Genomic DNA, 23,803 nt, shown 5'->3' with positions numbered 1-23,803 from the left:
GTTTAAACGAAAATCTGATTCGGTTGATTCACTAACTGAGCTGATACGGGCTGAAATATAAAGGATATAACTTTTTTATGACTTTCAGCCTCTGAAAAGCCCCTGACGAATAACGGACTCACCGCATGGGGGTTGGGCGCATCAAGGAAACCTGGCGGGAACGCAGGCGCGCATCCAGGACTGGCCGCCAGGACGGCGGCCAGAGGGCGGGTCGAGACAGGGACGTCGAGTCCCGCCCGGTCCGCCAGATGAAGCCGGAGTGGAGCGGACCGCGCAGCGGCAGGTTTTCAGCGCAATGCCGGGGGTGCAGGGGGACGGGCGAAACGTCCCCCTGCCCGTTCACACGCTGTGGATATAACGAATATCCGCGTATTTATAGTGAACGGAACAGGCCACGGAATCTGAATGGGCGAAAATGAAAAATGCGCCATTTTCGCCAGAACCACCGATTAACAGAACCGCTCAGCCAGCCATAAACGCAACTGACAGCCTTTAACTGACCAGCATTAGGCCATCTTTCGCCATTTGCGACGTTTATACGGAACGTCTCGCATACTGACGATTCGCCAGCAAGTTCAGGCAACAACACAGCAGATAGTAAACCGCGCCGGTAAAGACAAAAATTGCCAACGGGTAAATCTGTACCCGGTTATTCACCTGTCCGGCGACGGTGGTGAGTTCCGGCACGTTAACAATAAAGGCCAGTGAAGTGTCCTTTAACAGGCCGAGAAATATCCCCACCAGCGACGGCTGGACGTTGCGTAAAGCCTGTGGTAGCAGGATTAGGCGCAACGTTTGTCCGGAAGAAAACCCCTGGATAAGCGCTGCTTCATATTGCCCACGCGGCAGCGATTGCAGGCCTGCCAGCACTGAATGCATCACTGATGCGGCGGTAAACCAGGCCAGCGCGAGCGTCACGGTCACGGCTCCCGGCAGATCGCTGCCGGTGAGCATCGGCAGCAGATACCAGAGCCAGAAAATCACGAAGATCAGCGGAATGCCGCGAATGATCTCTGCCCACAGAAATAACAGCCGCCGTACTATTCCGCCGTAGCGCCAGGCCATGCCCGCCAGCAGGATCCCCCCGGGCAACGCCAGCGCGGCGGCGCCGATCGCCATCAGCAGCGTTAATACCACGCCGCCGGGGATACCGTCCGCCAGCCGTCCCCACAACAGATAATCGAGATTATCCACGATCACTGCCAGATTAGCGTTCATAACGGGCCCTCCCTTGCTGTTTTCGTCCCGGACCCAGTCGCGCCAACACCAGTCCCATTACGATACCCAGAGCCAGATACAGCACGGTACCGATGGCAAAAGCCTCCAGCGCATGGGCATTGTAACTTTCAATTTGCCGCACCTGGTAGGTGAGCTCGGCAAAGCCGATACCGCTGGCCAGAGAAGAGAGCTTCATCAGATTCAGATACTGGCCGATGATTGGCTGCCAGGCGTTAGCCAACCCTTGCGGCAGCATAATGTGGCGTAGTTCTTGCCAGGGGGTGAATCCCTGCGATAGCGCAGCTTCTTGCTGGCCGTTGCCGACTGCGCGGAGCCCGGCGGCGATCTCTTCAATCAAAAATGCTGAGATAAAAACCCCGAGTCCCCACATTGAGCAGAGAAATTCCGGCGTTAGCCACCAGACACCGCCCGGCAGAATCGACCAACTGTGATCGTCATTGATAAAATTCTTCACTGTCAGTGGCAGCAGGTTCCAGGCGGCAAAATACCAGAACAACAACTGGACCAGCAGCGGCGTATTGCGGAACAGCGAAACCCAGGCGGCTACCAGCCAACGGCCGGGCCGTCCGCCGCCGAGGCGCAGCGCCAGCAGCAGGACAGCCAGCACGGTTGCCAGAATGATACCGGCGGTGCTAACCCAAATGGTGGTGAGAAAACCGGAGATTATCCATTGCAATGCTTGCCCGCTCAGTACGCCATGCCAGTCGAGATGCGGGATCACGCCTCACTCTCCTGGTGCAGCGGATCAAGCACCTTTTGCAGAAAACGACGGGCGCGGGCGTGCTGAGGCCGGGCGAAAAATTCGGCGGGCGGCGCAACTTCGAGAATATTTCCACCGTCGATAAAGACAACTCGATCGGCAATCTCGCGGGCAAACTGCATTTCGTGCGTTACCACCACCATAGTAATACCGCTATGAGCGAGAGCTTTCATAACCTGTAAGACTTCGCCGATCATCTCCGGGTCCAGCGCCGATGTCGGTTCATCGAACAGGATGATTTGCGGCGAGGAGGCGAGGGCGCGGGCGATCGCCACCCGTTGCTGCTGGCCGCCGGACAGCTGAGCGGGCATTTGCTGTGCTTTATCGGCGAGTCCAACCTGCCTGAGTAACGTCAGAGCCCGCTCGCGGGCGGCGCTTTTCCCCCAGCCATGGACGCGTTCCAGCGCGAGGGTGATATTCTCCTGCGCCGTCAGGTGAGCATAGAGATTAAACTGCTGAAAGACAAAGCCGACCCGGCTGCGTAACTGGCGCAGAGCGCCAGCGGGGAGCTGGCGCGTTGGCTTGCCGTCAATCAGGATCTCGCCGTCGCTCAGGGATTCCAGTTGATTGATCAGGCGGATCAGGGTTGATTTTCCCGATCCCGAAGGACCGAGGATCGCTACCACTTCGCCGGGATCAACCTGTAAATTAATGCTGCTCAGCACCTGATGATCGCCGTAGCTTTTGGCGACATCGCGGAATTCAATGCTGGCGCGCTGCAGATGCGAAAAATCCGCGGAGGATGCCGCGGAGTGTGAAAATAGAGCCGATAACATAATCTCTTTTCTGCTTATTTAGCTTCGATAGTAAAGGCGCGCGGCTGTGGCGTTTTGGTGCCCGGGCCAAACCAGGCGTTGTAAATTTTGCTCGCCTCGCCGGATTTCTCCAGATTCACCAGCTCGTCGTTTACCGCTTTCAGCAGAGCCGGCTCGCCTTTTTTCACGCCGACGCCAATCTCTTCTTTGCTCAGCAGATCGGGAATGATTTTGAAATTAGCCTTGTCCGGCGCTTCCGCCAGCAGCCCGGCAAGGATGGTACTGTCCTGGGTTATCGCCTGCACGTTACCGTTACGCAGGGCGGTCAGCGCCAGCGGAATATCGTCATAAGAGAGCACGCGCGACTGCGGGAAACGCTGATGCAGCGCCTGTTCACCGGTGGTGCCTTTTACCGCGCCGATACGCGCTTTGCTGTAGTCATCAAGCTTATCCGGTGATTTCGCAGGGACAAGGAACTGCTGACCGGTAACGAAATATGGTGTCGAGAAATCAATAACCTGTGCGCGTTCCGGCGTAATGGTGATATCGGCGACGATCAGGTCGGCTTTCCCGGATTGCAGCAGCGGTATGCGGTTGGCTGGGTTGGTGGCGACCAGTTCCAGTTTCACGCCGAGGGATTTCGCCAGCGCTTTGGCGAAATCCACATCGTAGCCGACAATGTTATGTGTTTTCGGATCTACCGAGCCAAACGGCGGGTTGGCGTCAAAGGTGGCGACTTTGACCACTCCGGCGGCTTTGATATCTGCCAGTTGATCGGCCTGAGCCTGTGCGGCGAGCAGCAGAATGCCCAGCGCCAGCGCGATTTTTGTTTTTACGATACGCATTAATTTCTCCCTGAATCCCTGTTTTATTTTGTGGCTATCACGCTCCCATAAATCGACCACCTTCGGCAAAGAAGAAAAAGTTCTTATCTATAATGAAAAAGAACTTAACAACGATGGGGATATTGGTTGGCTGGAGCATCCCTTTCGTTTGACATCCGGCGCGATTTTTTCCTCCGGTAGCGAGGTGCTTACCGGGGCTACGGGGCCATGCGGGTTGGGTTCTGTATTGAGGCGGCAATCCGGTGAAGAGGCCCGGTAGGTAAACGGTCGCCGTAATATGCAATCGGCAGAATTACAAATCAGGAATTGATATTTCTCACCCGTCGTCAACTGTGGTTGAAATAGACGTAAGCAAAGAGGCTTCCTGACGGAGGAGAAAAATGAACGTCGCGCTGCTGTGGCAACGTATAACGGGCTGGCTGGCTTCTTCATCTGACGGTGAAGCCGGACAGCAGGATCCCCAACGAATCATGGAGGCAATATTACCGGTCGCCAGTCTTTACGGAATTGAACCCGGCAACGTGGAAACAAGGTGGTTTCGCCATGATAAAACATACTGAGCGGCGCAGGACGCGTGAAGCCTACTGGAACGAGGTGTGCTTTGTGTAGCGTGAGGCTGTTTGCGGTTGCGGCAACGCAGGAAACGATGCCGCAGCCCTGAATGGCCTGGATTATTCTTTACCTGCTAAAATACATCCGCTTAATTTCCGTGTTCGCCTGCGCCTCAGGCGCAATCCGTTTCCCCATTCTCCAGTTCATTGCTGCCCCGGCGCTTTTTGGCCTCTTTTCCGCCACCGACTCGCTTATCGATAAGCGAACTGTGCTTTACATGCCGGAAAAATACTCAAAATCATATAAAAAATCTTAACCGAGCGGCATTATATCTATACGTTGTGCGCTTCAGGCCGCTGCGAACCGATGTGCCTGAAGGATAACGCGATATTGAGATAAGGAATGTTTTTTCAAAGGGATTGATATAAACATGCTATCCGCGCCCAATGACTATCTTGCAGGAATCGACGTTGGTTCAACCACCGCCAAACTGGTGCTGCTGGACAGACAGCGGCAACTGATTCATCACGCCTATCAGCGCCACTACGCCGACATCCGTCAAACGCTTTTGGCTCTGTTCGGGCAGCTACAGGAAACCTTTCCGGCACTGACCGTTGTTCCCGTGATTACCGGCTCGGGCGGTCTGGCGCTGTCTGAACTGCTCTCCATCCCGTTTGAGCAGGAAGTTATCGCCAGTTCGAAGACCATCACCACCTTTATTCCGCAAACCGATGTGGCTATCGAACTGGGCGGGGAAGACGCCAAACTCACCTATTTTGACCGTCATTGCGTCGATCAGCGGATGAATAACAGCTGCGCCGGGGGCACCGGCGCATTTATCGACCAGATGGCTTCGCTGCTGGAAACCGATGCGGCAGGGTTGAATCAGCTGGCAAACAACTATCAAACGCTTTACCCCATCGCCTCGCGCTGCGGCGTATTCGCTAAAACCGATATCCAGCCGCTGATCAATCAGGGGGCGGCAAGGTCGGATATCGCCGCATCAATCCTGCAGGCCATCGTTAATCAAACCATCAGCGGCCTGGCCTGCGGCAAGCCCATCAGAGGCAACGTCGCTTTTCTCGGCGGCCCGCTGTATTTCCTTGATAATTTAAGAAAGCTGTTTATTAAAACGCTGAGGCTGAAAAAGCATCAGGTTATCTTTCCGGACAATCCTCAGTTGTTCGTCGCCATCGGCGCCGCGCTGCTGGCGGAGAAACAGGAGGCGGCGGTCCCGATAAGCCAGCTAATTAACACGCTGCGCGACGCCAGAAAGAGCACTGTTAAAGAGGTCGATCTTCTGCCGCCGCTGTTTCAGACGCAGGCCGACGTTGACGCCTTCCGCGCGCGTCATGCCCGAGCCAACGTGGCGCGCATCGCACTGGAAGAGTATCGGGGAGAGGCCTGGCTGGGCATCGATTCCGGGTCAACCACCACCAAAGTCGTTCTGATCGGCGAGAAGGGCGAGTTGCTGTATGACTTCTACGGCAACAACAGGGGCAATCCGCTCAACGTCGTGCGCGAAGTGTTGTGCGACATCTATCGTCGGTTGCCCGCCGAAGTCACCCTTGTCAGGTCGGCGACGACCGGCTACGGCGAACAACTGATTAAAGCCGCATTCCGCGCCGATGTGGGCGAGGTAGAAACCGTCGCCCACTACCGTGCGGCAGAGCAGCTTTTGCCAGGCGTAGAGTTTATTCTGGACATCGGCGGTCAGGATATGAAGTGCCTGTATATTCGTGACGGCGTCATTAACAGCATTCTGCTGAACGAGGCCTGTTCTGCTGGCTGCGGTTCGTTTATTGAGATGTTCGCTCGTTCGCTGAATATTCCCGTCAGCGAGTTTTCGCAACGGGCGCTGCTGGCTGGACGGCCGGTGGATTTAGGCTCCCGTTGCACCGTATTTATGAACTCGAAGGTCAAACAGGCGCAAAAAGAGGGGGCGAGCGTCGCCGATATCTCCGCCGGACTTTCCTACTCCGTTATCAAAAATGCGCTATATAAAGTCATTAAGCTTAAACAGCTCGATATGCTGCCGCAAAAGATCATGGTTCAGGGCGGCACATTCTATAACGAGGCGGTACTGCGCGCGTTTGAAAACCTCACCGAAAGAGACGTCACCCGCGTAGATATCGCCGGGCTAATGGGCGCCTACGGCGCAGCGCTTATCGCGCGGGACCGCGCCAGCGACGGCAGCCCCAGCCAATTATTGCAGCCGGACGAACTGGCCTTGTTCGACGTAGAACAGAGCAGCGAACGCTGCCGCAAATGCAACAACCAGTGCATGCTGACGATCAATACCTTCAGAGATGGCCGGGAGTTTGTTTCAGGCAACCGTTGTGAAAAAGGCGCCCGGAGCGAGGTGGCGCCAGACTGCCTGCCCAATCTGTATGAATATAAAGAAAGGCGGGTATTCAACTATAAAGCACTGCCTGAAGAACAGGCGGCGCGGGGAACGGTCGGTATTCCACGCGTGCTCAACCAGTTCGAAAATTATCCCTTCTGGCACACGTTTTTCACTCAACTGGGCTTTCGTGTGGTGCTGTCGCCGCCGTCAACGGAACGCCTTTACTTAAAGGGAATCGAAACGATCCCTTCCGAGTCGGCCTGCTATCCGGCCAAACTGGTACACGGCCATATAGAGCATCTGATAGAGCGTAAAGTCGATCGCATCTTCTTCCCGTCCGTCACCTATGAATGGCGGGAAACACCGGGTGGCGACAATCACTTCAACTGCCCGGTAGTCAGCACTTATTCGGAAGTTATTCGCACTAATATCGACGCCATCAGTCAGGGAGAGGTTGCGTTTCATAACCCGTTTATCAACTTTAACCACCTCGCGTCGGTGGAAAAGGTGCTGTTTGACGAATTCAACGCGCTCGGACTGACCCGTAAAGCGGTCAAACTGGCGGTACAAAAAGCCTGGCAGGAACTACAGGCAATGCGGCAGGACATCCGCAATAAAGGAAAAGAGGTGGTTCAGTGGCTGGTGGAAAACGACCGACCCGGCATTGTGCTCGCCGGTCGCCCCTATCACGTCGATCCGGGCATTCACCACGGCATTGACCGCATCATCGTTGAAGAGGGGATGGCGGTGCTGACGGAAGACAGCGTGGCGCATCTGGGTGAGTCGCTGCTACGCCGCCCGCTACGCGTCGTCGACCAGTGGGCTTACCACTCACGCCTGTACGCTGCCGGGGCTTACGTGGCGGCCAGCCCGCAACTGGAACTGGTGCAGCTCACCTCATTCGGCTGCGGCCTTGACGCCCTGACTGCCGATCAGGTGGAGGAGGTGTTAAAGGCCGCCAATAAGGTGTATACCCTGATAAAAATTGATGAGGGCGCTAATCCGGGCGCGATCAGGATCCGCATTCGCTCGCTTAAGGCGGCGATGACCGCCCGACGACGGCACGGCGTTACCGTCCCGGATACGTCTTACCAGGCCAAAAGAGCGCCCTTTACCGAAGCGATGCGTGACACCCACACCATCCTGGCGCCGCAGATGGCCCCCATCCATTTTGACCTGATTCAGGCTGTTTTCCGTGCCGAAGGCTATCGCCTGCAGGTGCTGCCGACCGTGACCCGATCGGCCATTGAGCAGGGGTTAAAATACGTCAATAACGATGCCTGCTACCCTTGTGTGCTGGTCACCGGGCAAATTGTCGACGCGCTGACCAGCGGGCAGTACGATCCGGATACCAGCGCCGCTATTATCACTCAGACCGGCGGCGCCTGCCGGGCCACCAACTATATCGCTTTTATTCGTAAAGCGCTGGAGGACGCGGGCTTTCCGCAGGTTCCGGTCATTTCTCTCAGCGCCGCCGGACTGGAAGATAATCCCGGTTTTCGCTATAGCTTACGGATGGTGAAAAAGGCGGTGATGTCGATAATCTACGGCGATCTGCTAATGAAAGCGTTGCTGCGAACGCGCCCCTATGAGTCTGAGCCCGGTTCGGCGCAAAAGCTCTACGAATACTGGAATCAGCGGGTAAAGCAAAATCTTGCGGCTGAAGGCAGCATGGGGCAGTTTAATGCCGACGTGGCGCAAATCGTCGCCGGGTTTGACCAACTCCCGCTGCGCCCGGCGCAAAAACCGAGAGTCGGCGTCGTTGGCGAAATTCTGGTGAAGTATCATCCCGGCGCTAATAACGATCTGGTCGCGCAGATTGAAGCGGAAGGCGGCGAGGCGGTGGTTCCCGATATGCTCGATTTTTTCCTTTCCTGCACTTATGGCACGCGCTACGACCACCGCCAGTATGGGCTGAATTTCCTCAGCATGGCGCGCAATCAGGTGGCCACATCCACCATCCAATGGATGCGCAAGTCGGTAAACAAGGCGTTAACCCGCAGTCAGCGCTTCAGCGCGCCCCCGGCTATCGCCGAGCTGGCGGCAATGGCGGAAAAGGTAGTGTCACTGGGCAATCAGGCGGGCGAAGGCTGGCTGCTAACGGCAGAAATGATGGAGCTTCTGGACGCCGGGGTCAATAATATCGTCTGCGTTCAGCCCTTCGGCTGCCTGCCAAACCACATTACCGGGCGTGGCGTGCTCAAAAGCCTGAAGCAGAAGTATCCGGCGGCCAATATTTTCGCTATTGACTACGACCCTGGCGCCAGCGAAGTCAATCAGTTTAACCGCCTGAAGCTGATGATGTCGGTGGCGCAAAACGCCATTGATATCAGAGTCGAGCACGACCCGGAGCCCAAAAGCATTGGTTTGGGTAAACCTTGCCGGCCGGAAAACTCTTCATATTAGGGCATCAGAATCTAAATGCTCCGGTTTATACCGTAATGCCGGGCAATCGGGATTTTACGTAGTAGCAATTGATCCGCACCAGCAGTGGTAACACATACGGGTTATTTTTCAGAGCCAGGGATGATGATGAAGAAAAAGAAAAGCAGCACACCCACCCCCCACGATGCCACGTTCCGGCAGTTCCTGACACAGCCGGATGTGGCCCGTGATTTCATGGAAATTCACTTACCAGCGGAACTACGCGCGATCTGCGATCTCAGCACGCTGAAGCTGGAATCAGGTTCGTTCGTCGAGGATGACTTTCGACAGTACTTCAGTGACGTACTCTACAGCCTGAAAACGTCATCTGGCGATGGATACATTCACGTACTTGTGGAACACCAGTCGACGCCCGACAGACATATGGCCTTTCGCCTGATCCGTTATGCGGTGGCCGCCATGCAGCGCCATCTTGACGCAGGCCATAAGAAACTGCCGCTGGTAATACCGATACTGTTCTATACCGGTAAGCGCAGCCCGTATCCATACTCAACCCGATGGCTGGATGAATTTGACGCTCCGGCGCTGGCAGGCAAACTGTACAGCAGTGCTTTCCCGCTGGTTGATGTGACGGTTATTCCGGATGATGAAATTGCAGGCCATCGCAGAATGGCCGCCCTGACTCTGCTTCAGAAACATATTCATCAGCGGGACCTGGCTGAACTGATCGACCGGCTGGCGCCCATTTTACTGGCCGGATATCTTTCTTCATCGCAGGTGATATCGCTGGTACACTATATATTACAGGCAGGCGAAACATCCGATGCCGAAGCCTTTGTTCGCGAACTGGCACAGCGTGTGCCGCAACACGGAGACGTTCTCATGACCATCGCACAACAACTTGAACAGAAGGGCATCGAGAAGGGAATCCAGCAGGGAATCCAGCAGGGAATCCAGCAGGGAATCCAACTGGGTGAACAACGCGGTATTGAAAAAGGCAAACTCGAAGTTGCCCGTACCATGCTGCAGAACGGCATCGACCGCAATACGGTCATGAAAATGACCGGCCTGACGGAAGACGATCTGGCGCAGATCCGCCACTAGTCATCCTCTCCTGAATGTCTCTGTCTGACCATCAGCGGATTTATCTGTCGGCCGCTGCCGTTAAAAGCGACATCGAGGTTTGTCCGTAAGAGATAAATGCCGCCGCTTCAGCGCGGTCGCCAGCCAGCGGGGGAGAAACAATGCGCGATTGCGTCAAAACCAACCCAACAACGAGCTTCATGTAGGCAAACGAACCGCGCATTCGCTTCCCTATCCGCCGAGATACATCCGTTTAATTTCCGGGTTTGCCAGCACCTCCGGTGCCGGGCCTGAGAGCATTATTTTCCCGTTTTCCAGCACATAGGCGCGATCGGCGATAGTCAGCGCCGCCGTGGCGTTCTGCTCCACCAGCAGTACCGTAATATTCTCCTCCCGCAGTTGCTTAATGGTGGCGAAGAGTTCCCCGACAATTTTCGGCGCCAGACCGAGGCTCGGTTCGTCCAGCATCAGTAATACCGGTTCGCTCATCAATGCCCTGGCAATCGCCAGCATCTGCTGCTCGCCGCCGCTCATGGTGCCCGCCATCTGATTGCGCCGCTCTTTTAGCCGGGGAAACAGGCTGTACATCCGGTCGCGCAAGCGGGTAAACCCGGCGAGATTATTGTAGGCGCCCATGCGCAGGTTTTCTTCAATGGTCAGGTTGGTGAAGATGCGCCGCCCTTCGGGCACAAGCGCCAGCCCCCGACGCACAATCTGGTGCGTCTGGCTGCGGGAAATATCCTCGTTGAGAAAATTGACCCGTCCTGTAGAGCGCACCAGGTTGACGATACCGTTGAGGGTTGAGGTTTTCCCCGCGCCATTACTGCCGATTAAGGTGACGATTTCCCGGTCATAAATATCAATATCGATGCCTTTCAGCCCCTGAATCACGCCGTAAAAAACTTTTAACTCACGTGCGCTAAGCATAACGAACGTCCCCCAGATAAGCGGAAATGACATCAGGATGTTGAATGGCCTCGGTCATCAGACCGCTAAACAGCGGTTTACCGTACTCCAGCACCATGACCCGCTCGCACAGTTTGTTGACGAACGGCATGTCGTGCTCGATTAACAGTACGCTGAGCTGGTAGTCATTACGCATGCGGAAAATCAAATCCGCCAGATCCTCGGTCTCTTTCGGGTTCATCCCGGCTGCGGGTTCGTCCAGCAGCAATAATTTTGGTGATGTCGCCAGCGCGCGGGCAATCTCCACCTTACGCTGGTTACCGTAGCTGAGATTGGTCGCCTGCATATCGGCAAAATGAGCAATGCCAATATCTTCCAGAATCGCCATCGCTTTGGCTTTCGCCGCCCGTTCGGCGGGGAAATAACGGCCAATATGCAGCGCCGCTTCCAGCAGCGAATAGCGGCTGGCGCTATCGAGGCCGACCATCACGTTTTCTAATACCGTCATGGAGTTGAACAGGCGGATATTCTGAAAGGTACGGGCAATTCCGGCGTTGACCACCTGATTCGGCTTTAGTTTCTTCAACGATTTTCCCGCGAGCGTCACGCTGCCGCTGGTCGGCTTGTAGTTAGCGGTAATGACGTTGAACATCGTGGTTTTGCCCGCGCCGTTAGGGCCAATCAGGCCAAAAATTTCCGCTTCGTCAACATGGAAACTGACATTGTCGATGGCCCGTAATCCGCCGAATTGCATCGTGACGTCCTGCACCTGCAAAATGACCTTATTTTGCGCCATGGTCGCGACTCCTTTTGCTCACTTGCCAAATCTCTTTTTTGCCCAGCAGGCCTTCACGGGCGAACAGCATGATGATCAGCAGCAGCAGCGAGAACACCACCATTCGCAGGCCCGGATATGAGCCGAAGTCATGGCCGAAGAACTGCAGCGGCTGATCGAGAAAACGCAGCCACTCCCCGCTACCGACCACCAGCACGGTGCCGAGCAGTGCGCCGGTGGTGCTGCCCAGCCCGCCGAGCACGATAATAATCAGCAGCTGGAAGGTGAGCATAAAGTCGAACAGACCTGGGGAGATGGTGGTCAGCAGCGATGCCAGCAGGCCACCGCCGATCCCTTCAAAGAAAGCGCTGGTGGCGAAAGCGCAGGTTTTAATACGAAACGTATTCACCCCCATGGCAATAGCGGCATCTTCATCGTCGCGTACCGCTTTCATCATCCGTCCATATTTCGACCACACCAGTTGCAGGATCATCCCGGTAGCGACCAGGGCGAACAGCCCGCACCAGAACAGCAGATGCGGCTGTTGAGGAATATCGTTGAGACCAATCGCACCGTTGGTGATTTGCGGATTGTTGATGGCGAGGATCTTGATGATAAAGCCGAAGCCGAGGGTCACAATCGCCAGATAGTCGCCGCGCACGCGGAAGACAGGGAAAGCGAGGCACACCGCCAGCGCGGCGGCGCACAAGCCGCTAATGAGCAACGCGGGCAGAAAACTGGCGTGCAGTTCGAGGATCCACGGACTGGGCGCGGCCATTTCAAACATATCCAGCTTGCTGTCGCCAGAGAGGATCAACAGGGCCGTCACGTAGGCGCCAACCGCCACAAATCCGTTGGGCTCCAGCGACAGCTGCCCGGTCACGCCGTTGATCAGGTTGTAGCTGACCGCGAGGATCATAAAGATAAAAATCGTGCTGATGACGCGAATAATGTAGTCATTGAATACCACGTTGATCCCGGCCAGCAGCGCGACGCAGATAACAATAATGACCAGGTTGCGCATTTGCGCCCCGGCGGTAGTTGTAGCGTTGAGCATCAGAAACGGCTCCTTTCCAGACGTTCATCGCCCATAATGCCAACCGGGCGGAACAAGAGGACCAGAATCAAAAACATAAAGGCGAAGGCGTCTTTGTAGCCGCCAAGTTCGGGAAACAGGGCGACCGCCACCACTTCGGTAAAGCCGAGAATAAAACCGCCGAGTACCGCGCCGGTGACGCTGCCTATCCCGCCGAGAACCGCAGCGGCGAAGGCTTTCAGGCCAATCAGCACGCCCATCAATGGGTCAATGGTGGGATAGCTGATGGAGTAGAATACGCCTCCCAGCGCCGCGAGGCTGCTGCCGAGAGCAAACACCAGCGAGATAATGCGGTTGGCGTCAATGCCCATCAGGCGCACGGTATTGACATCGAATGCCACCGCGCGGATCGCCATGCCGTAGCGGGTGCGGTACAACAGCCAGAGGATAGCCAGCAGTAGCAGCACGGTAATCAGCGGCACGATCCACGCCACATTGGTGATAACGACGTGGCCAAAAGTGCGGGTATTGTTGAAAAAATCAGGTGATGAAAAGAAGCGTGAACTCCCGCCAAACAGCACGTTGAACAGATTCTCAAGGAAGAAGCTGACACCGATGGCGGTGATCAGCAGAGAGATTTTTGATGCCTGACGCAGCGGGCGGTAGGCCACCCGGTCGATAAGCATCCCGAACAGGCCGCATAGCGCCAGAGTCAGCAAAATAGCTACCCCGAAGGGTAGCCCAACAGAAGAAAATAAAAACAGGGTGGTAAACGCCCCGACCATCATCACGTCCGCATGAGCGAAGTTGATCAGGCGCAGCACCCCATAAACCATCGTATAACCGATGGCAATCAGGGCGTACATGCCCCCGAGGCTCATTCCGTTGACCACTTGCTGGAGAAAAATGGCACTGTCCATCTGTTATCCCTTATAACGGCTTACGGATTTACCACGCTACGGAACACCAGCTTGCCATCTTTTACTTCATTGATGACCGCGCTGCGGATGGCGTCGCCGTTTTGTAAAGTCAATGTGCCGGTCACGCCCTGGTAGTCCTTGGTGGCGCGAATTTTTTGGTTAACGCAAACCCGGTCGTGCGGATCGCTGCACTGGTTCATCGCGTTGATAATGACGTTATATGCGTCCGCCGCCATCGCGCCCCAGGTATGGGTCGGCTGGTGGTATTTGGCTTCCCAGGCTTTGATGAACGCTTCGCCCTCCGGCGTTTGTTCTTTGGCATTTGGCGAGTAGTAATCGGTAGTCATATAGCCGTTGACCGCATCTTTGCCGACCTCAAAAAAGACCGGGTCCGCCGCCAGTCCGTCGCCGCCGACCACCGGTTTTTTCAGCCCCAGCTGTTTAGCCTGAACGGCGATCAGCGCCCCTTCGGTGTAGTAAATCGGCATATAAATCATGTCGACGTTTTTTGCCTTCACGCTGGATAACTGCGCTTTAAAGTCTTTGCTGCCGCCCGGTGCCTGAACTTCGATAGGAATGGTGCCGCCGTTTTTCAGAAACTGCGTGCGGAAGGCTTTCGCCAGGCCGACGGAGTAATCGTTGCTGCTATCAAAGACGATGGCGGCGGTTTTGGCTTTCAGGTCGCGGGAAGCGAGGTTCGCGCCAACCACGCCCTGGAAACTATCGGAAAAGCAGACCCGGCTGACGTAAGGGTGGTTGCGGGTGACGCGATCGTTAGTGGCCGTCGAGGAGACCAGCGGCGTTTTGCTGTCGTCAGCGATTTTAGTCATCGCCAGGGTATTGGAGGAGGTGACTTCGCCGATCACCGCATCGACCTTATCACTGGAGACCAGGCGCTGCATGGCGTTAGCTGCTTCAACCTTGTCGCTCTTATCGTCAATGACGATAAGCTTGATGGTGTCGCCATTTTTTAATGTTGGGGTAATGCCCTGAATGATATCCAGTCCTTTTTGTGACGGTTGCCCGTAACCGCTCAGCGCGCCGCTTAACGGTAATACCACGCCGATTTTAATTTCCGCCGCCTGCGCGCTACTCGCACCGATCAACGCGGCAACCAATGTGGCCATTAAAGATGCTTTTCCGGAAAATTTTTTCATTGCTACCTCACCCTCGGTCAATCGATTATTTATGTGTAACCATCAATGACTGCATAACATTGAGAATAATTCTCCAGTTAATCTGGCGAATTATTGGCTGTTATTTTGAATAGATAACGAAATATACTCTCAATAATTTGGACTGCATGAACACAGTCAATGCACATGCAACCTGAAGTATCACGGGCATATTTAATGCGCAACTTTACCTTACAACGATTGTTTCACTTTTACTCATGCAATATTCTTATATCCTAATTAAGAACCTATCCCATTAGAGCTATTTTGCTTGTCATTTTGAACCAGGGCAGTGCTCAGAATCCTCACGTACTACGTGTACGCTCCGGTTCATCCGCGCTGGCCGTGTTCAAACTGCCTGCGCCAATAACGCCTGGTGGGATAGTCTCTAATTCAATTGCCAGAACAAAACGGTTATCCGTTATGAACGCTGAAAAGTAGTGGCCGCTAAGGGCGGGCCTCATGAATGAGCAGAGTCACTCTGAAGCCAATACACCTGTCATTTGAAGTATGACGAATATATACTCGTCATACTTCAAGTTGCATGTGTGTTGGCTGCGCTCGCTCACCCCAGTCATATAGCTATCTATGTTCCTGGGGATTTGCTCTCTTGCCGCCTTCCTGCAACTCGAATTATTTAGAGTATAAATAAATTTTATCTGTCTTGATTAATAATAAAGCAGAACTCTCATTTCCTTGTTATTTATTATCGATATTGCCCAGCGGCTTTATTTTACCATGCAGCGCCGGATTATCACTTTCATCTTTCAGGCGCACGCCGGTCAGTCGTCGTAAGAATGCCTGCTCCAGCAGCCACGCCAGCTTAAATGCCGCCGCTTCGTAGCTCAGCCCTTCCGGGCGAATATTGGAAATACAGTTGCGCTCCGACTCCAGCCGCTGACGATGCGGCTGCCAGGTTAAATAAACCCCGAGACTGTCCGGCGAAGAGAGACCCGGCCGTTCGCCAATCAAAATCGCGACCGCTTTGGCCTTCAGCGTTTCGCCAATATCATCGCCCAGCGCCACCCGCGACTGGTGCGCAAGCACCACCGGCGCGAGGCTCAGGCCTAGCGTTTTCAGGTAAGGAAGCAGAGCGCGGATTAGCGGCACGGCCTGACGATGCACGGCGTATGACGACAGCCCGTCGCCGATCACCAGCAGCAGATCGGCCGGACGCACGCCGCTGGCGGCCAGATCGGCGCGGCTCTTTTCGTTCAGACGTCGTCCGAGATCCGGGCGATTCAGGTAGACATGACGATCGCTGGCGGCACTGTGGACGGTCAGCGATGAGAGCCCCAAATCGGCCAGCGGTTGTTCCAGTTGTTCACTGACGAAGGGCTGGTGAATCGCATCGCGCGCGCGGGCGTGCGCGAGGCCGAAATTCAGCACTTCACGGGTTGGCAGACTGGCGCCGCTACGGCCCAGCGCAATCCGCGCATCGGTAAATTCACGCAATGGGCTCCATGCGTCGAGAGGATTCATACCGGTTCTCCTTGCGGCAGGACGGAAAGCAGCGGATGACGCGCGTCGGTCAGGCGCAGCGCGCCGTGCGGATCGATAATTTGCATCCTGGTTAGCCAGTCGGCGAACTCAGGCGCGTGCTTTAAACCCAGCAGACGGCGAGCGTATAGCGCATCGTGAAAGGAGGTGCTTTGATAGTTGAGCATAATATCGTCAGCCCCCGGTACGCCGATCAGAAAGGTTAGCCCGGCGGCGCACAGCAGCGTCAGCAGGGTATCCATATCATCCTGATCGGCTTCGGCGTGATTGGTATAGCAGACGTCGCAACCGATAGGCAGGCCCATCAGCTTGCCGCAGAAATGATCTTCCAGCCCGGCGCGGATAATTTGTTTACCGTCATACAGATATTCCGGACCGATAAAGCCAACCACCGTATTGACCAGCAGCGGCTCGAAGTGGCGGGCGACGGCGTAAGCGCGGGCCTCGCAGGTCTGCTGGTCAACGCCGTGATGCGCATTGGCGGATAGGGCGCTGCCCTGGCCCGTTTCAAAATACATCACATTGTTGCCGATCGTGCCGCGGTTAAGGCTGAGGGCGGCTTCTCTGGCTTCCTGAAGTAGCGCCAGATTGATGCCGAAACCGCTGTTGGCGGCTTCGGTTCCGGCCACTGACTGAAACACCAGATCCACCGGGACGTCACGCTCAATCAACTGCAAGGTATTGGTGACATGAGTCAAAATGCATGACTGGGTCGGGATCGCGAAGCGCTGGATAATATCGTCCAGCATATGGTTAAGCTGCGCCAGCACCGGCAGGCTATCGCTGGCCGGGTTGATGCCGATCACCGCATCTCCGGCGCCGTATAACAGTCCGTCGAGCATACTGGCGGCGATGCCTTTCATATCATCGGTCGGGTGATTTGGCTGCAGGCGCACGCTGAGGCGCCCCGGCAGGCCGATGGTATTGCGAAATCGGGTGATAACCCGGCATTTACTGGCAGCCAGGATCAAATCCTGATTGCGCATCAGCTTGCTAACCGCCGCCGCCATCTCCGGCGTTATCGCCCTCGCGACCTGGCCCAGTGCCGACTCGTCGGTGGCGTCGTCGAGCAGCCAGTCGCGAAAATCGCCTACCGTCAGGTGACGAATCGCCGCAAAACCGCTGGCGTCGTGAGTATCGAGTATCAGTCGGGTCACTTCATCCTGCTCGTAGGGAATCAACGGATTATCAAGAATTTCCGTTAACGGAACGTCCGCCAGCGCCATTTTGGCCGCCATTCGTTCTTCGGCAGAGTCGGCGATAACGCCCGCCAGCGCGTCGCCAGAACGCGCCGGGGAGGCTTTCGCCAGCAATGTTTTCAGACTATCAAAATGCCATACTTGGCCCGATAGCGTGGTTTTATACATGCCTCAACTCCTCAGGAGACCGTACGTAACTGCGGGTCCGCTGCCGCACGCTCGCGGGCTGCGGCGGTCTTGCGGAACCACAGATAGCCGCCGAGCATCATGGCGGCGAAAATCAGCGCCAGCAGGGTGTTGTACCAGACCATCGCCACCAGACAAAGAACCGCCATCGCCAGCGCAAAGGCAGGGGCCCACGGATAGAGCGGCGCGCGGAACGGTCGAATGAGCTTCGGTTCGCTGCGGCGCAGTTTAAACAGCGCCGCCATTGAGATGATATACATAACAATCGCGCCAAATACCGACATGGTGACGATGCAGGCGGTCAGCGGCATTCCGCTGATGGTTATCAATGAATCGGAGAAAATAGCGGCGATACCAATGACGCCTCCGGCGAGGATCGCCAGATGCGGAGTACGGGTGCGGCGATTAATCGTTGCCAGGCTCGCTGGCAGATAGCCCGCGCGCGCCAGGGAGTATATCTGCCGCGAGTAGCCCATAATAATACCGTGGAAAGACGCCACCAGACCAAACAGTCCCAGCCATACCAGCATATGCAGCCAGCCGCTGCTGTTGCCAACCACTATTTTCATCGCCTGCGGCAGCGGGTCGTTAATATTTGCCAGCGCTCTCCAGTCGCCGACGCCGCCGGCAAAGACCATCACGCCAATCGCCAGTACGGTCAGGGTCAGAATACCGCCGCCCAGCGCGCGGGGAATGGTACGCTGCGGATCTTTGGCTTCTTCGGCGGCCATTGATGCCCCTTCAATGGCCAGAAAGAACCAGATCGCAAACGGGATTGCGGCAAACATGCCTGGCAACGCCAGACCGCTGAAGCTCTCCGCGCCCGCCCAGCCGTTAGCGGTAAAGTGGCTCCAGGAGAAGCCCGGCGCGACGACGCCCATAAATACCAGCAGCTCGAAGATCGCCAGCAGGGTGACCACCAGCTCAAAGGTGGCGGCGATACCAACACCGAGAATATTCAGCGTCATAAAGATAATGTAGGCGCCGCAGGCGACCCATTTGGGGTCCAGCGCCGGAAACTGCACGTTAAGGTAGGCGCCGATGGCCATGGCAATGGCGGGCGGGGCAAAGACAAATTCAATCAGGGTCGCGAACCCGGCAATAAAACCGCCGGTCGGGCCAAAGGCGCGGTAGGCGTAAGCAAAAGGCCCGCCTGCGTGCGGGATGGCGGTCGTCAGTTCGGTAAAGCTAAAAATAAAGGCGCAGTACATGGCGGCGATCGCCAGCGCGACGATCATAAAGCCCAGTGTTCCCGCCTGAGACCAACCGTAGCTCCAGCCAAAATACTCCCCGGAAATAACCAGCCCAACGGCGATTCCCCATAAGCGGAAACTGCCGAGCGTTCTTTTTAGTGTTGTGGTTTGTGTTGTCATATTTGATGCCTCGCCAGATAAAGAAACCCGGCTCATCACGTTGTTTTATTTGTATTTGTTTGTTTATATCCGGGCTGCGCTCAAGAACGCCCTGGTGAGCGATCCGTAAGGAAAAATCAGCGAGTCAATCCTCATGTACGATGCGTACGCCCCGGTTTCTGCGTGCTGTCCATGCCCAAACTGCTTACAACAATTACGCCTGATGAGCCTGACATTTCAGATATCTGATGAGTGCAAGGAGAGTGCCAGGTTATAACAACAATAAATATGCGTATTTCGTTGGCAGACGATCCAAAAAGGGGCAGATTGCACGTGGAGAGGCGTTCATGATGGTGCAATTGCCCGCAAATGTAGCATTTCCCACGAATGATGGTGCCAGAATCTTTTTAACTTTATACATCCTGGCGATCTCTTTACTTTCTCGTTCGTTGCGATATCCGTTGGTAGCAGTACTGGGATTTGTGCTTTGCCTGGTGGCCTGTATTGGCCTGGCGTTTGATCCGAGTCAGAGGATTGCGCTGTGGTGTGGGATCCCGTTTGTGGCAGTGTGTTATGGTGCGTATTATCTGACTCGTTTACGGAAACTCACCCAGGAGCCTCAACATGTCGCAGAATAATCCGTTAACCGCCATCCTTAACGTACAGCCCTTTATCCTGCTGGACGGCGCGATGGCGACGGAGCTGGAAGCGCGCGGCTGCGATTTAGCCGACAGCCTGTGGTCGGCGAAAGTCCTGGTTGAAAACCCGGAGCTTATTCGCGAAGTCCACCTCGACTATTTCCGCGCTGGCGCGCAGGTAGCGATTACCGCCAGCTACCAGGCAACCCCGGCGGGCTTTGCCGCCCGTGGGTTTAACGAAGCGCAGTCGAAAGCGCTGATCGGCAAGAGCGTCGAACTGGCGCGCAAAGCGCGGGAAGCGTATCTGGCTGAGAACCCGCAGGCGGGCACGCTGCTGGTGGCGGGTTCCATCGGGCCATATGGCGCGTATCTGGCCGACGGTGCGGAATATCGCGGGGATTACGTATGTACTCCCGAAACGTTCCGGGCTTTTCATCACCCGCGTGTGGAAGCGCTGCTGGATGCGGGCGTTGACCTGCTGGCCTGCGAAACGCTGCCGAATTTTATTGAGATTAAAGCGCTGGCTGAGTTGTTAACCGAATATCCACGGGCGCGGGCATGGTTTTCGTTTACGCTGCGCGACAGCGAGCATCTGAGCGACGGTACGCCGCTGTGTGACGTGGCGGCGTTCCTCAACGCCTGCCCGCAGGTTGTGGCGACTGGCGTAAACTGTATCGCGCTGGAAAACGTCACCGCCGCATTGCAGCATTTGCATGGGCTGACCGCGCTGCCGCTGGTGGCCTACCCGAACTCCGGTGAGCATTACGATGCCGTAAGCAAAACATGGCATCATCACGGCGAAGCGTGCGCTACGTTGGCGGAGTATTTACCGCAGTGGCTGGCGGCGGGTGCGAAGCTGATTGGCGGCTGTTGCCGGACGACGCCGAAGGATATTGCTGAATTGAACGCGCAACGTTGAGTGTGCGCCGGGTGGCGGCTGATGCCTTACCCGGCCTACAACGTGCACGAACCGTAGGCCGGGTAAGCGTAGCGCCACCCGGCATCAATTACACTGCGTCTGCTAAAACAAACATCCCGTACGGGTGGATTTCGAGGTAATAATTTTCCCCCACGTCCGGCTGCAATCGGGTGGCGTTAACCTGCAATAAAATCTCCTGTCCGTGCCACGCCACCGTCACCTCATACTGCGGCCCCATATAGGCGACATGCTGAATCACACAGCGCTGGCTCTCTTCGCCGCGATCGCTCAAGGTAATCGCTTCCGGGCGCACGCCAACGGTGCCGGAACCCTGAGCGGCAAAGTGCGCCGGGCGTGGCAGCCGATAGCCGTAGATATCCACATACTCCTGACTAAACGTCGCCGGGAACAGGTTGGCATCGCCCATAAAGCTCGCCATAAAGCGTGACGCAGGTTGACGGTAGAGATCCTGCGGCGAACCGATCTGCATAATATGTCCCTTGTTCATCACCAGTACGGTATCGGAAACCGCAAAGGCTTCGCTCTGATCGTGGGTGACGTACAGCGAGGTGATATCAAACTGCTTTTGCAGTTCGCGGATCTTGTCGCGCATGCTGCGACGCAGGTTGGCGTCAAGGTTACTTAACGGCTCATCAAACAGCAGCACCTTCGGCTTGAGGATCAGCGCGCGCGCCAGCGCCACGCGCTGCTGCTGACCGCCGGAGATCTGATCAACATAGCGGTCTTCGAATCCTTCCAGATCCACCATCGCCAGCGCCTCTTGCACACGGGCTTTCACTTCGCTGCGCGACACGCCAAGCATCTTCAGACCGTAGCCGACGTTTTCCCCCAGCGACATGTGCGGGAACAGGGCATAAGACTGAAAGACCATACAGATATCACGCTGCTGAATAGAGCGATGGGTGACGTCTTCGCCATCAATGAAAATCTGTCCTTCGCTCGGTTTTTCCAGCCCGGCCACCAGACGCAAAATGGTCGTTTTGCCGCAGCCGGAAGGGCCGAGCAGCGTCACCATTTGCCCCTGCGGGATGGTGAGATTGATATTATCGATAACCGTGTTGCTGCCGAATCGTTTGGTGACGTTGCGCAGTTCAACAAAATTTTTCTGGCTCATAGTGCGCTCCATTACGCCTGGTTTTTGGCTTTTGAACGGGAGATACGCGCTTCCCCGATCAGCCAGTCAAAGATGAAAATAATCGCCAGCATCACCACGATCAGAATCGAGCCGTAGGCGATCGCCACGCCGTATTCGCCGTCTTCCACGCGGTTGAGGATGTAGGCCGTCGCCACGCGGGTGTCTGGCGTGACGAGGAACACAATGGCGCTGACGGTGGTAATGGCGCGCACAAAGCTGTAGATCAGCGCTGAGAGGATCGCCGGGCGCAGCAGCGGCAGCAGGATGTGCGTGATGGTGCGTAAGCTCCCGGCGCGCAGGCTGAGCGACGCTTCATCCAGCGATTTATCGATCTGGCCTAATCCGGCGATCCCGGCGCGAATCCCAACCGGCACGTTACGCATCACCATCGAAATAATCACAATCGCCGCCGTTCCGGTGAGGTACACCGGGGCGCTGTTAAAGGCGAGGATGTACGACACGCCCGCCACGGTGCCCGGTACGGCGAAGCACAGCATGGTGGTGAACTCGATAGTCTTTTTGCCTTTGAACTGCTGGCGTACCACAATCCAGGCGATCAGCAGACCGAAGATGGCGGTGATCGGCGCGGCAATTCCGGCGTAGAGCAACGTATCAAGCAGGGAAGGCCACGCGCCGTCGCTCATACCCTGGCCGAACAGCTTGATAAAGTTCGCCAGCGTCAGGGTGTAATCCACGCCCCAGTTGACGGTGAAGCTCCCGTAGAAAATGCTGCCGTAGAGCAGGGCGTTGAAGGCTATCCACACGGCCAGAATGGCGATGACGCTCCACACCAGAGTGACCGGCAGCGGCTGGACGTCGCCACGGTACGATTTCCCGGAGACCGTGACGTAAGAGCGCTTACCGATCCACATATACTGCACACAGAACACCAGCAGCGAGAACAGCAGCAGGAACGCGCCCAGCGTACTGGCGGCCTGATAATCAAGCTGCGAACCGGTGATATAGAAATAAATCTGCGTCGCCAGCACGTCGAAGTTTCCGCCGAGTACCAGCGGGTTGCTGAAGTCGGCCAGCGACTGCACCACCACGATCAGGAAGGCGTTCGCCAGCGCCGGTTTCAGCAGCGGGACAAACACGCCGTTAAAGGTCTGCCAGCGGCTGGCGCGCAGGGTGTACGAGGCTTCTTCCAGCGACGGATGAATGGTTTTGATCGCCCCGTCGAGGATCATAAACGCCATCGGGGTGAATGCCAGCACCTGCGCCAGCCAGATGCCGGTAAATCCGTACAGCCAGTTGGTGTTGGTCAGCCCGAACCACTCGACCATAAATTCGGTGACGTAGCCGGAGCGTCCCATCATCAGCGTAACGCCTAAACCCACTACGAACGGCGGCGTGACGATCGGTAAAATCGAGAAGATGCGGCCAATAATGGCGCTGCGTTTGGCAATGCGGGTGGTGTAAATCGCCAGTACCAGGCCGAAGAAGGTACAGCCCACGCCCACCGCAATCGACAGGGCGATGGAGTTGAGGATCACCTGGATGATATGCGCCTGCGACAGCACCGTCATAAACGCCAGCGGCGCGAATTCCCCGGCGTCGTTGGTGAACATCGGGATGAAAATCGCGATACTCGGCCAGACGATAAAGATGCCGATCAGCGCCACAATGGCGGTAAGTGAGCCGATCACGAAGCGGTCGCCGCCCAGCCATTCCAGACGGGTCAACGCCAGCGTCATGATCGCGCCCAGCGCGACGAACAGCACGATAGTGGCGTAGCCTAAACCACGGCCTTCAACGGTGGCGCTGACGACGATAAAGGCCATACACAACAGCGCCCAGCCCGCATCAAGGTAATGGCGGCTGCGCTGTTCGCGCCTGGCTTCATGGAACGGGCGAATCAGCAGCAGGCTCGGCAGCAGATACCACAGCCAACTGATATTGAGCTGTGACCAGCCGTAGGATTCAAGGATTTCATCGCCCGTGGACTCCAGCAGGCCGTAATCCAGGCTCCAGCTCGGCAGCAGGGCAAACGCCAGCCAGCCCAGCAGAACCCAAAAGAATATCGCATCCCGTTTTTTCACGGGATGGTGTGCAAGTGTGTGTGACATAGCGGT

General features: G+C 56.1%; 19 protein-coding genes and 2 pseudogenes. 6 read left to right on the top strand and 15 right to left on the bottom strand.

What is annotated here, in order from left to right; translation table 11 throughout:
* Nucleotides 1-534 precede the first annotated feature (534 nt).
* The 4 genes from FE839_RS01215 to FE839_RS01200 are packed head-to-tail and all read right to left on the bottom strand — an operon-like array spanning nt 535 to nt 3,599.
* The gene (locus FE839_RS01215) at nt 535-1,218 is read right to left on the bottom strand and encodes an amino acid ABC transporter permease (protein WP_138358309.1); all 684 of its coding nucleotides are present in this window, start codon (nt 1,216-1,218) and stop codon (nt 535-537) included.
* The gene (locus FE839_RS01210) at nt 1,208-1,960 is read right to left on the bottom strand and encodes an amino acid ABC transporter permease (protein ID WP_171034793.1); all 753 of its coding nucleotides are present in this window, start codon (nt 1,958-1,960) and stop codon (nt 1,208-1,210) included. The genes FE839_RS01215 and FE839_RS01210 overlap by 11 nt, the downstream gene beginning before the upstream one ends.
* A complete protein-coding gene (locus FE839_RS01205) occupies nt 1,957-2,775 on the bottom strand; it encodes an amino acid ABC transporter ATP-binding protein (protein ID WP_138358307.1) in 819 nt (272 codons plus the stop codon). Before FE839_RS01205 ends, FE839_RS01210 begins: the two co-directional genes overlap by 4 nt.
* A 14-nt stretch (nt 2,776-2,789) precedes the next feature.
* Nucleotides 2,790-3,599, bottom strand: coding sequence for an ABC transporter substrate-binding protein (locus tag FE839_RS01200; protein ID WP_138358305.1), 810 nt, complete (start codon nt 3,597-3,599; stop codon nt 2,790-2,792).
* Nucleotides 3,600-3,979: 380 nt separating this feature from the next.
* Between FE839_RS01200 and FE839_RS01190 the strand changes: the two genes are divergently transcribed.
* The 3 genes from FE839_RS01190 to FE839_RS01180 all read left to right on the top strand — a co-directional run bounded on the left by FE839_RS01190 (nt 3,980) and on the right by FE839_RS01180 (nt 9,987).
* Nucleotides 3,980-4,159, top strand: a complete 180-nt coding sequence (locus FE839_RS01190; RefSeq protein WP_138358301.1) for a hypothetical protein — start codon at nt 3,980-3,982, stop codon at nt 4,157-4,159.
* A gap of 422 nt (nt 4,160-4,581) precedes the next feature.
* The gene (locus FE839_RS01185) at nt 4,582-8,904 is read left to right on the top strand and encodes a 2-hydroxyacyl-CoA dehydratase (protein WP_138358299.1); all 4,323 of its coding nucleotides are present in this window, start codon (nt 4,582-4,584) and stop codon (nt 8,902-8,904) included.
* 126 nt (nt 8,905-9,030) lie between these two features.
* Entirely contained in the window at nt 9,031-9,987 is a 957-nt protein-coding gene (locus FE839_RS01180; RefSeq protein WP_138358297.1) for an Rpn family recombination-promoting nuclease/putative transposase, read from the top strand.
* 40 nt (nt 9,988-10,027) lie between these two features.
* Here FE839_RS01180 and FE839_RS24610 read toward each other — a convergent pair whose 3' ends face one another.
* Genes FE839_RS24610 through FE839_RS01155 form a run of 6 tightly spaced genes read right to left on the bottom strand, consistent with a single transcriptional unit; the run spans nt 10,028 to nt 14,730 of the window.
* Nucleotides 10,028-10,189, bottom strand: coding sequence for a hypothetical protein (locus tag FE839_RS24610; RefSeq protein ID WP_171034792.1), 162 nt, complete (start codon nt 10,187-10,189; stop codon nt 10,028-10,030).
* 8 nt (nt 10,190-10,197) lie between these two features.
* Entirely contained in the window at nt 10,198-10,893 is a 696-nt protein-coding gene (locus FE839_RS01175) for an ABC transporter ATP-binding protein (protein WP_138358295.1), read from the bottom strand.
* On the bottom strand, nt 10,886-11,668 hold the full coding sequence (locus tag FE839_RS01170; RefSeq protein ID WP_138358293.1) for an ABC transporter ATP-binding protein: 783 nt from the start codon (nt 11,666-11,668) through the stop codon (nt 10,886-10,888). The genes FE839_RS01175 and FE839_RS01170 overlap by 8 nt, the downstream gene beginning before the upstream one ends.
* Nucleotides 11,655-12,704, bottom strand: coding sequence for a branched-chain amino acid ABC transporter permease (locus FE839_RS01165; RefSeq protein WP_138358291.1), 1,050 nt, complete (start codon nt 12,702-12,704; stop codon nt 11,655-11,657). Before FE839_RS01165 ends, FE839_RS01170 begins: the two co-directional genes overlap by 14 nt.
* Complete coding sequence (locus tag FE839_RS01160; RefSeq protein WP_138358289.1) at nt 12,704-13,603, bottom strand: branched-chain amino acid ABC transporter permease; 900 nt, start codon at nt 13,601-13,603, stop codon at nt 12,704-12,706. Before FE839_RS01160 ends, FE839_RS01165 begins: the two co-directional genes overlap by 1 nt.
* Nucleotides 13,604-13,623: 20 nt before the next feature.
* Nucleotides 13,624-14,730, bottom strand: a complete 1,107-nt coding sequence (locus FE839_RS01155; RefSeq protein WP_171034791.1) for an ABC transporter substrate-binding protein — start codon at nt 14,728-14,730, stop codon at nt 13,624-13,626.
* Between FE839_RS01155 and FE839_RS25060 the strand changes: the two are divergent.
* A pseudogene (locus FE839_RS25060) lies at nt 14,723-14,869 on the top strand (hypothetical protein). The gene FE839_RS01155 and the pseudogene FE839_RS25060 sit on opposite strands and share 8 nt — an antisense overlap.
* Nucleotides 14,870-15,477: 608 nt before the next feature.
* Here FE839_RS25060 and eutC read toward each other — a convergent pair.
* The 3 genes from eutC to eat are packed head-to-tail and all read right to left on the bottom strand — an operon-like array spanning nt 15,478 to nt 19,036.
* A complete protein-coding gene (gene eutC, locus FE839_RS01150) occupies nt 15,478-16,260 on the bottom strand; it encodes an ethanolamine ammonia-lyase subunit EutC (protein WP_138358285.1) in 783 nt (260 codons plus the stop codon).
* Nucleotides 16,257-17,645, bottom strand: coding sequence for an ethanolamine ammonia-lyase subunit EutB (locus FE839_RS01145; protein ID WP_138358283.1), 1,389 nt, complete (start codon nt 17,643-17,645; stop codon nt 16,257-16,259). The genes eutC and FE839_RS01145 overlap by 4 nt, the downstream gene beginning before the upstream one ends.
* Before the next feature lie 11 nt (nt 17,646-17,656).
* Nucleotides 17,657-19,036, bottom strand: a complete 1,380-nt coding sequence (eat, locus tag FE839_RS01140; RefSeq protein ID WP_138358281.1) for an ethanolamine permease — start codon at nt 19,034-19,036, stop codon at nt 17,657-17,659.
* A gap of 434 nt (nt 19,037-19,470) precedes the next feature.
* Here eat and FE839_RS01135 point away from each other — a divergent pair.
* Both FE839_RS01135 and mmuM read left to right on the top strand, forming a co-directional pair.
* Nucleotides 19,471-19,653: pseudogene (locus FE839_RS01135) on the top strand (S-methylmethionine permease); the annotation flags it as partial.
* The gene (mmuM, locus tag FE839_RS01130) at nt 19,640-20,572 is read left to right on the top strand and encodes a homocysteine S-methyltransferase (RefSeq protein ID WP_138358279.1); all 933 of its coding nucleotides are present in this window, start codon (nt 19,640-19,642) and stop codon (nt 20,570-20,572) included. The pseudogene FE839_RS01135 and the gene mmuM, both read left to right, overlap by 14 nt.
* 88 nt (nt 20,573-20,660) lie before the next feature.
* Here mmuM and fbpC read toward each other — a convergent pair whose 3' ends face one another.
* On the bottom strand, nt 20,661-21,707 hold the full coding sequence (gene fbpC / locus FE839_RS01125) for a ferric ABC transporter ATP-binding protein (protein ID WP_024130614.1): 1,047 nt from the start codon (nt 21,705-21,707) through the stop codon (nt 20,661-20,663).
* A gap of 11 nt (nt 21,708-21,718) precedes the next feature.
* On the bottom strand, nt 21,719-23,797 hold the full coding sequence (locus tag FE839_RS01120; RefSeq protein WP_114847695.1) for an ABC transporter permease: 2,079 nt from the start codon (nt 23,795-23,797) through the stop codon (nt 21,719-21,721).
* Nucleotides 23,798-23,803 lie beyond the last annotated feature (6 nt).

Source organism: Klebsiella indica, from assembly GCF_005860775.1.
Taxonomy (GTDB): domain Bacteria; phylum Pseudomonadota; class Gammaproteobacteria; order Enterobacterales; family Enterobacteriaceae; genus Klebsiella; species Klebsiella indica.
Note: the sequence above shows the minus strand (reverse complement) of the source record. Positions and strands in the feature narration are given on the sequence as shown.

Coding starts and splice junctions, on each gene's coding strand:
- FE839_RS01120 (WP_114847695.1), bottom strand. CDS start 23,797: ATGTCACACACACTTGCACACCATCCCGTGAAAAAACGGGATGCGATA.
- FE839_RS24610 (WP_171034792.1), bottom strand. CDS start 10,189: ATGCGCGGTTCGTTTGCCTACATGAAGCTCGTTGTTGGGTTGGTTTTG.
- FE839_RS01165 (WP_138358291.1), bottom strand. CDS start 12,704: ATGCTCAACGCTACAACTACCGCCGGGGCGCAAATGCGCAACCTGGTC.
- FE839_RS01190 (WP_138358301.1), top strand. CDS start 3,980: ATGAACGTCGCGCTGCTGTGGCAACGTATAACGGGCTGGCTGGCTTCT.
- FE839_RS01145 (WP_138358283.1), bottom strand. CDS start 17,645: ATGTATAAAACCACGCTATCGGGCCAAGTATGGCATTTTGATAGTCTG.
- FE839_RS01170 (WP_138358293.1), bottom strand. CDS start 11,668: ATGGCGCAAAATAAGGTCATTTTGCAGGTGCAGGACGTCACGATGCAA.
- FE839_RS01180 (WP_138358297.1), top strand. CDS start 9,031: ATGAAGAAAAAGAAAAGCAGCACACCCACCCCCCACGATGCCACGTTC.
- FE839_RS01155 (WP_171034791.1), bottom strand. CDS start 14,730: ATGGCCACATTGGTTGCCGCGTTGATCGGTGCGAGTAGCGCGCAGGCG.
- FE839_RS01215 (WP_138358309.1), bottom strand. CDS start 1,218: ATGAACGCTAATCTGGCAGTGATCGTGGATAATCTCGATTATCTGTTG.
- eutC (WP_138358285.1), bottom strand. CDS start 16,260: ATGAATCCTCTCGACGCATGGAGCCCATTGCGTGAATTTACCGATGCG.
- FE839_RS01185 (WP_138358299.1), top strand. CDS start 4,582: ATGCTATCCGCGCCCAATGACTATCTTGCAGGAATCGACGTTGGTTCA.
- FE839_RS01175 (WP_138358295.1), bottom strand. CDS start 10,893: ATGCTTAGCGCACGTGAGTTAAAAGTTTTTTACGGCGTGATTCAGGGG.
- mmuM (WP_138358279.1), top strand. CDS start 19,640: ATGTCGCAGAATAATCCGTTAACCGCCATCCTTAACGTACAGCCCTTT.
- FE839_RS01160 (WP_138358289.1), bottom strand. CDS start 13,603: ATGGACAGTGCCATTTTTCTCCAGCAAGTGGTCAACGGAATGAGCCTC.
- eat (WP_138358281.1), bottom strand. CDS start 19,036: ATGACAACACAAACCACAACACTAAAAAGAACGCTCGGCAGTTTCCGC.
- FE839_RS01200 (WP_138358305.1), bottom strand. CDS start 3,599: ATGCGTATCGTAAAAACAAAAATCGCGCTGGCGCTGGGCATTCTGCTG.
- FE839_RS01205 (WP_138358307.1), bottom strand. CDS start 2,775: ATGTTATCGGCTCTATTTTCACACTCCGCGGCATCCTCCGCGGATTTT.
- fbpC (WP_024130614.1), bottom strand. CDS start 21,707: ATGAGCCAGAAAAATTTTGTTGAACTGCGCAACGTCACCAAACGATTC.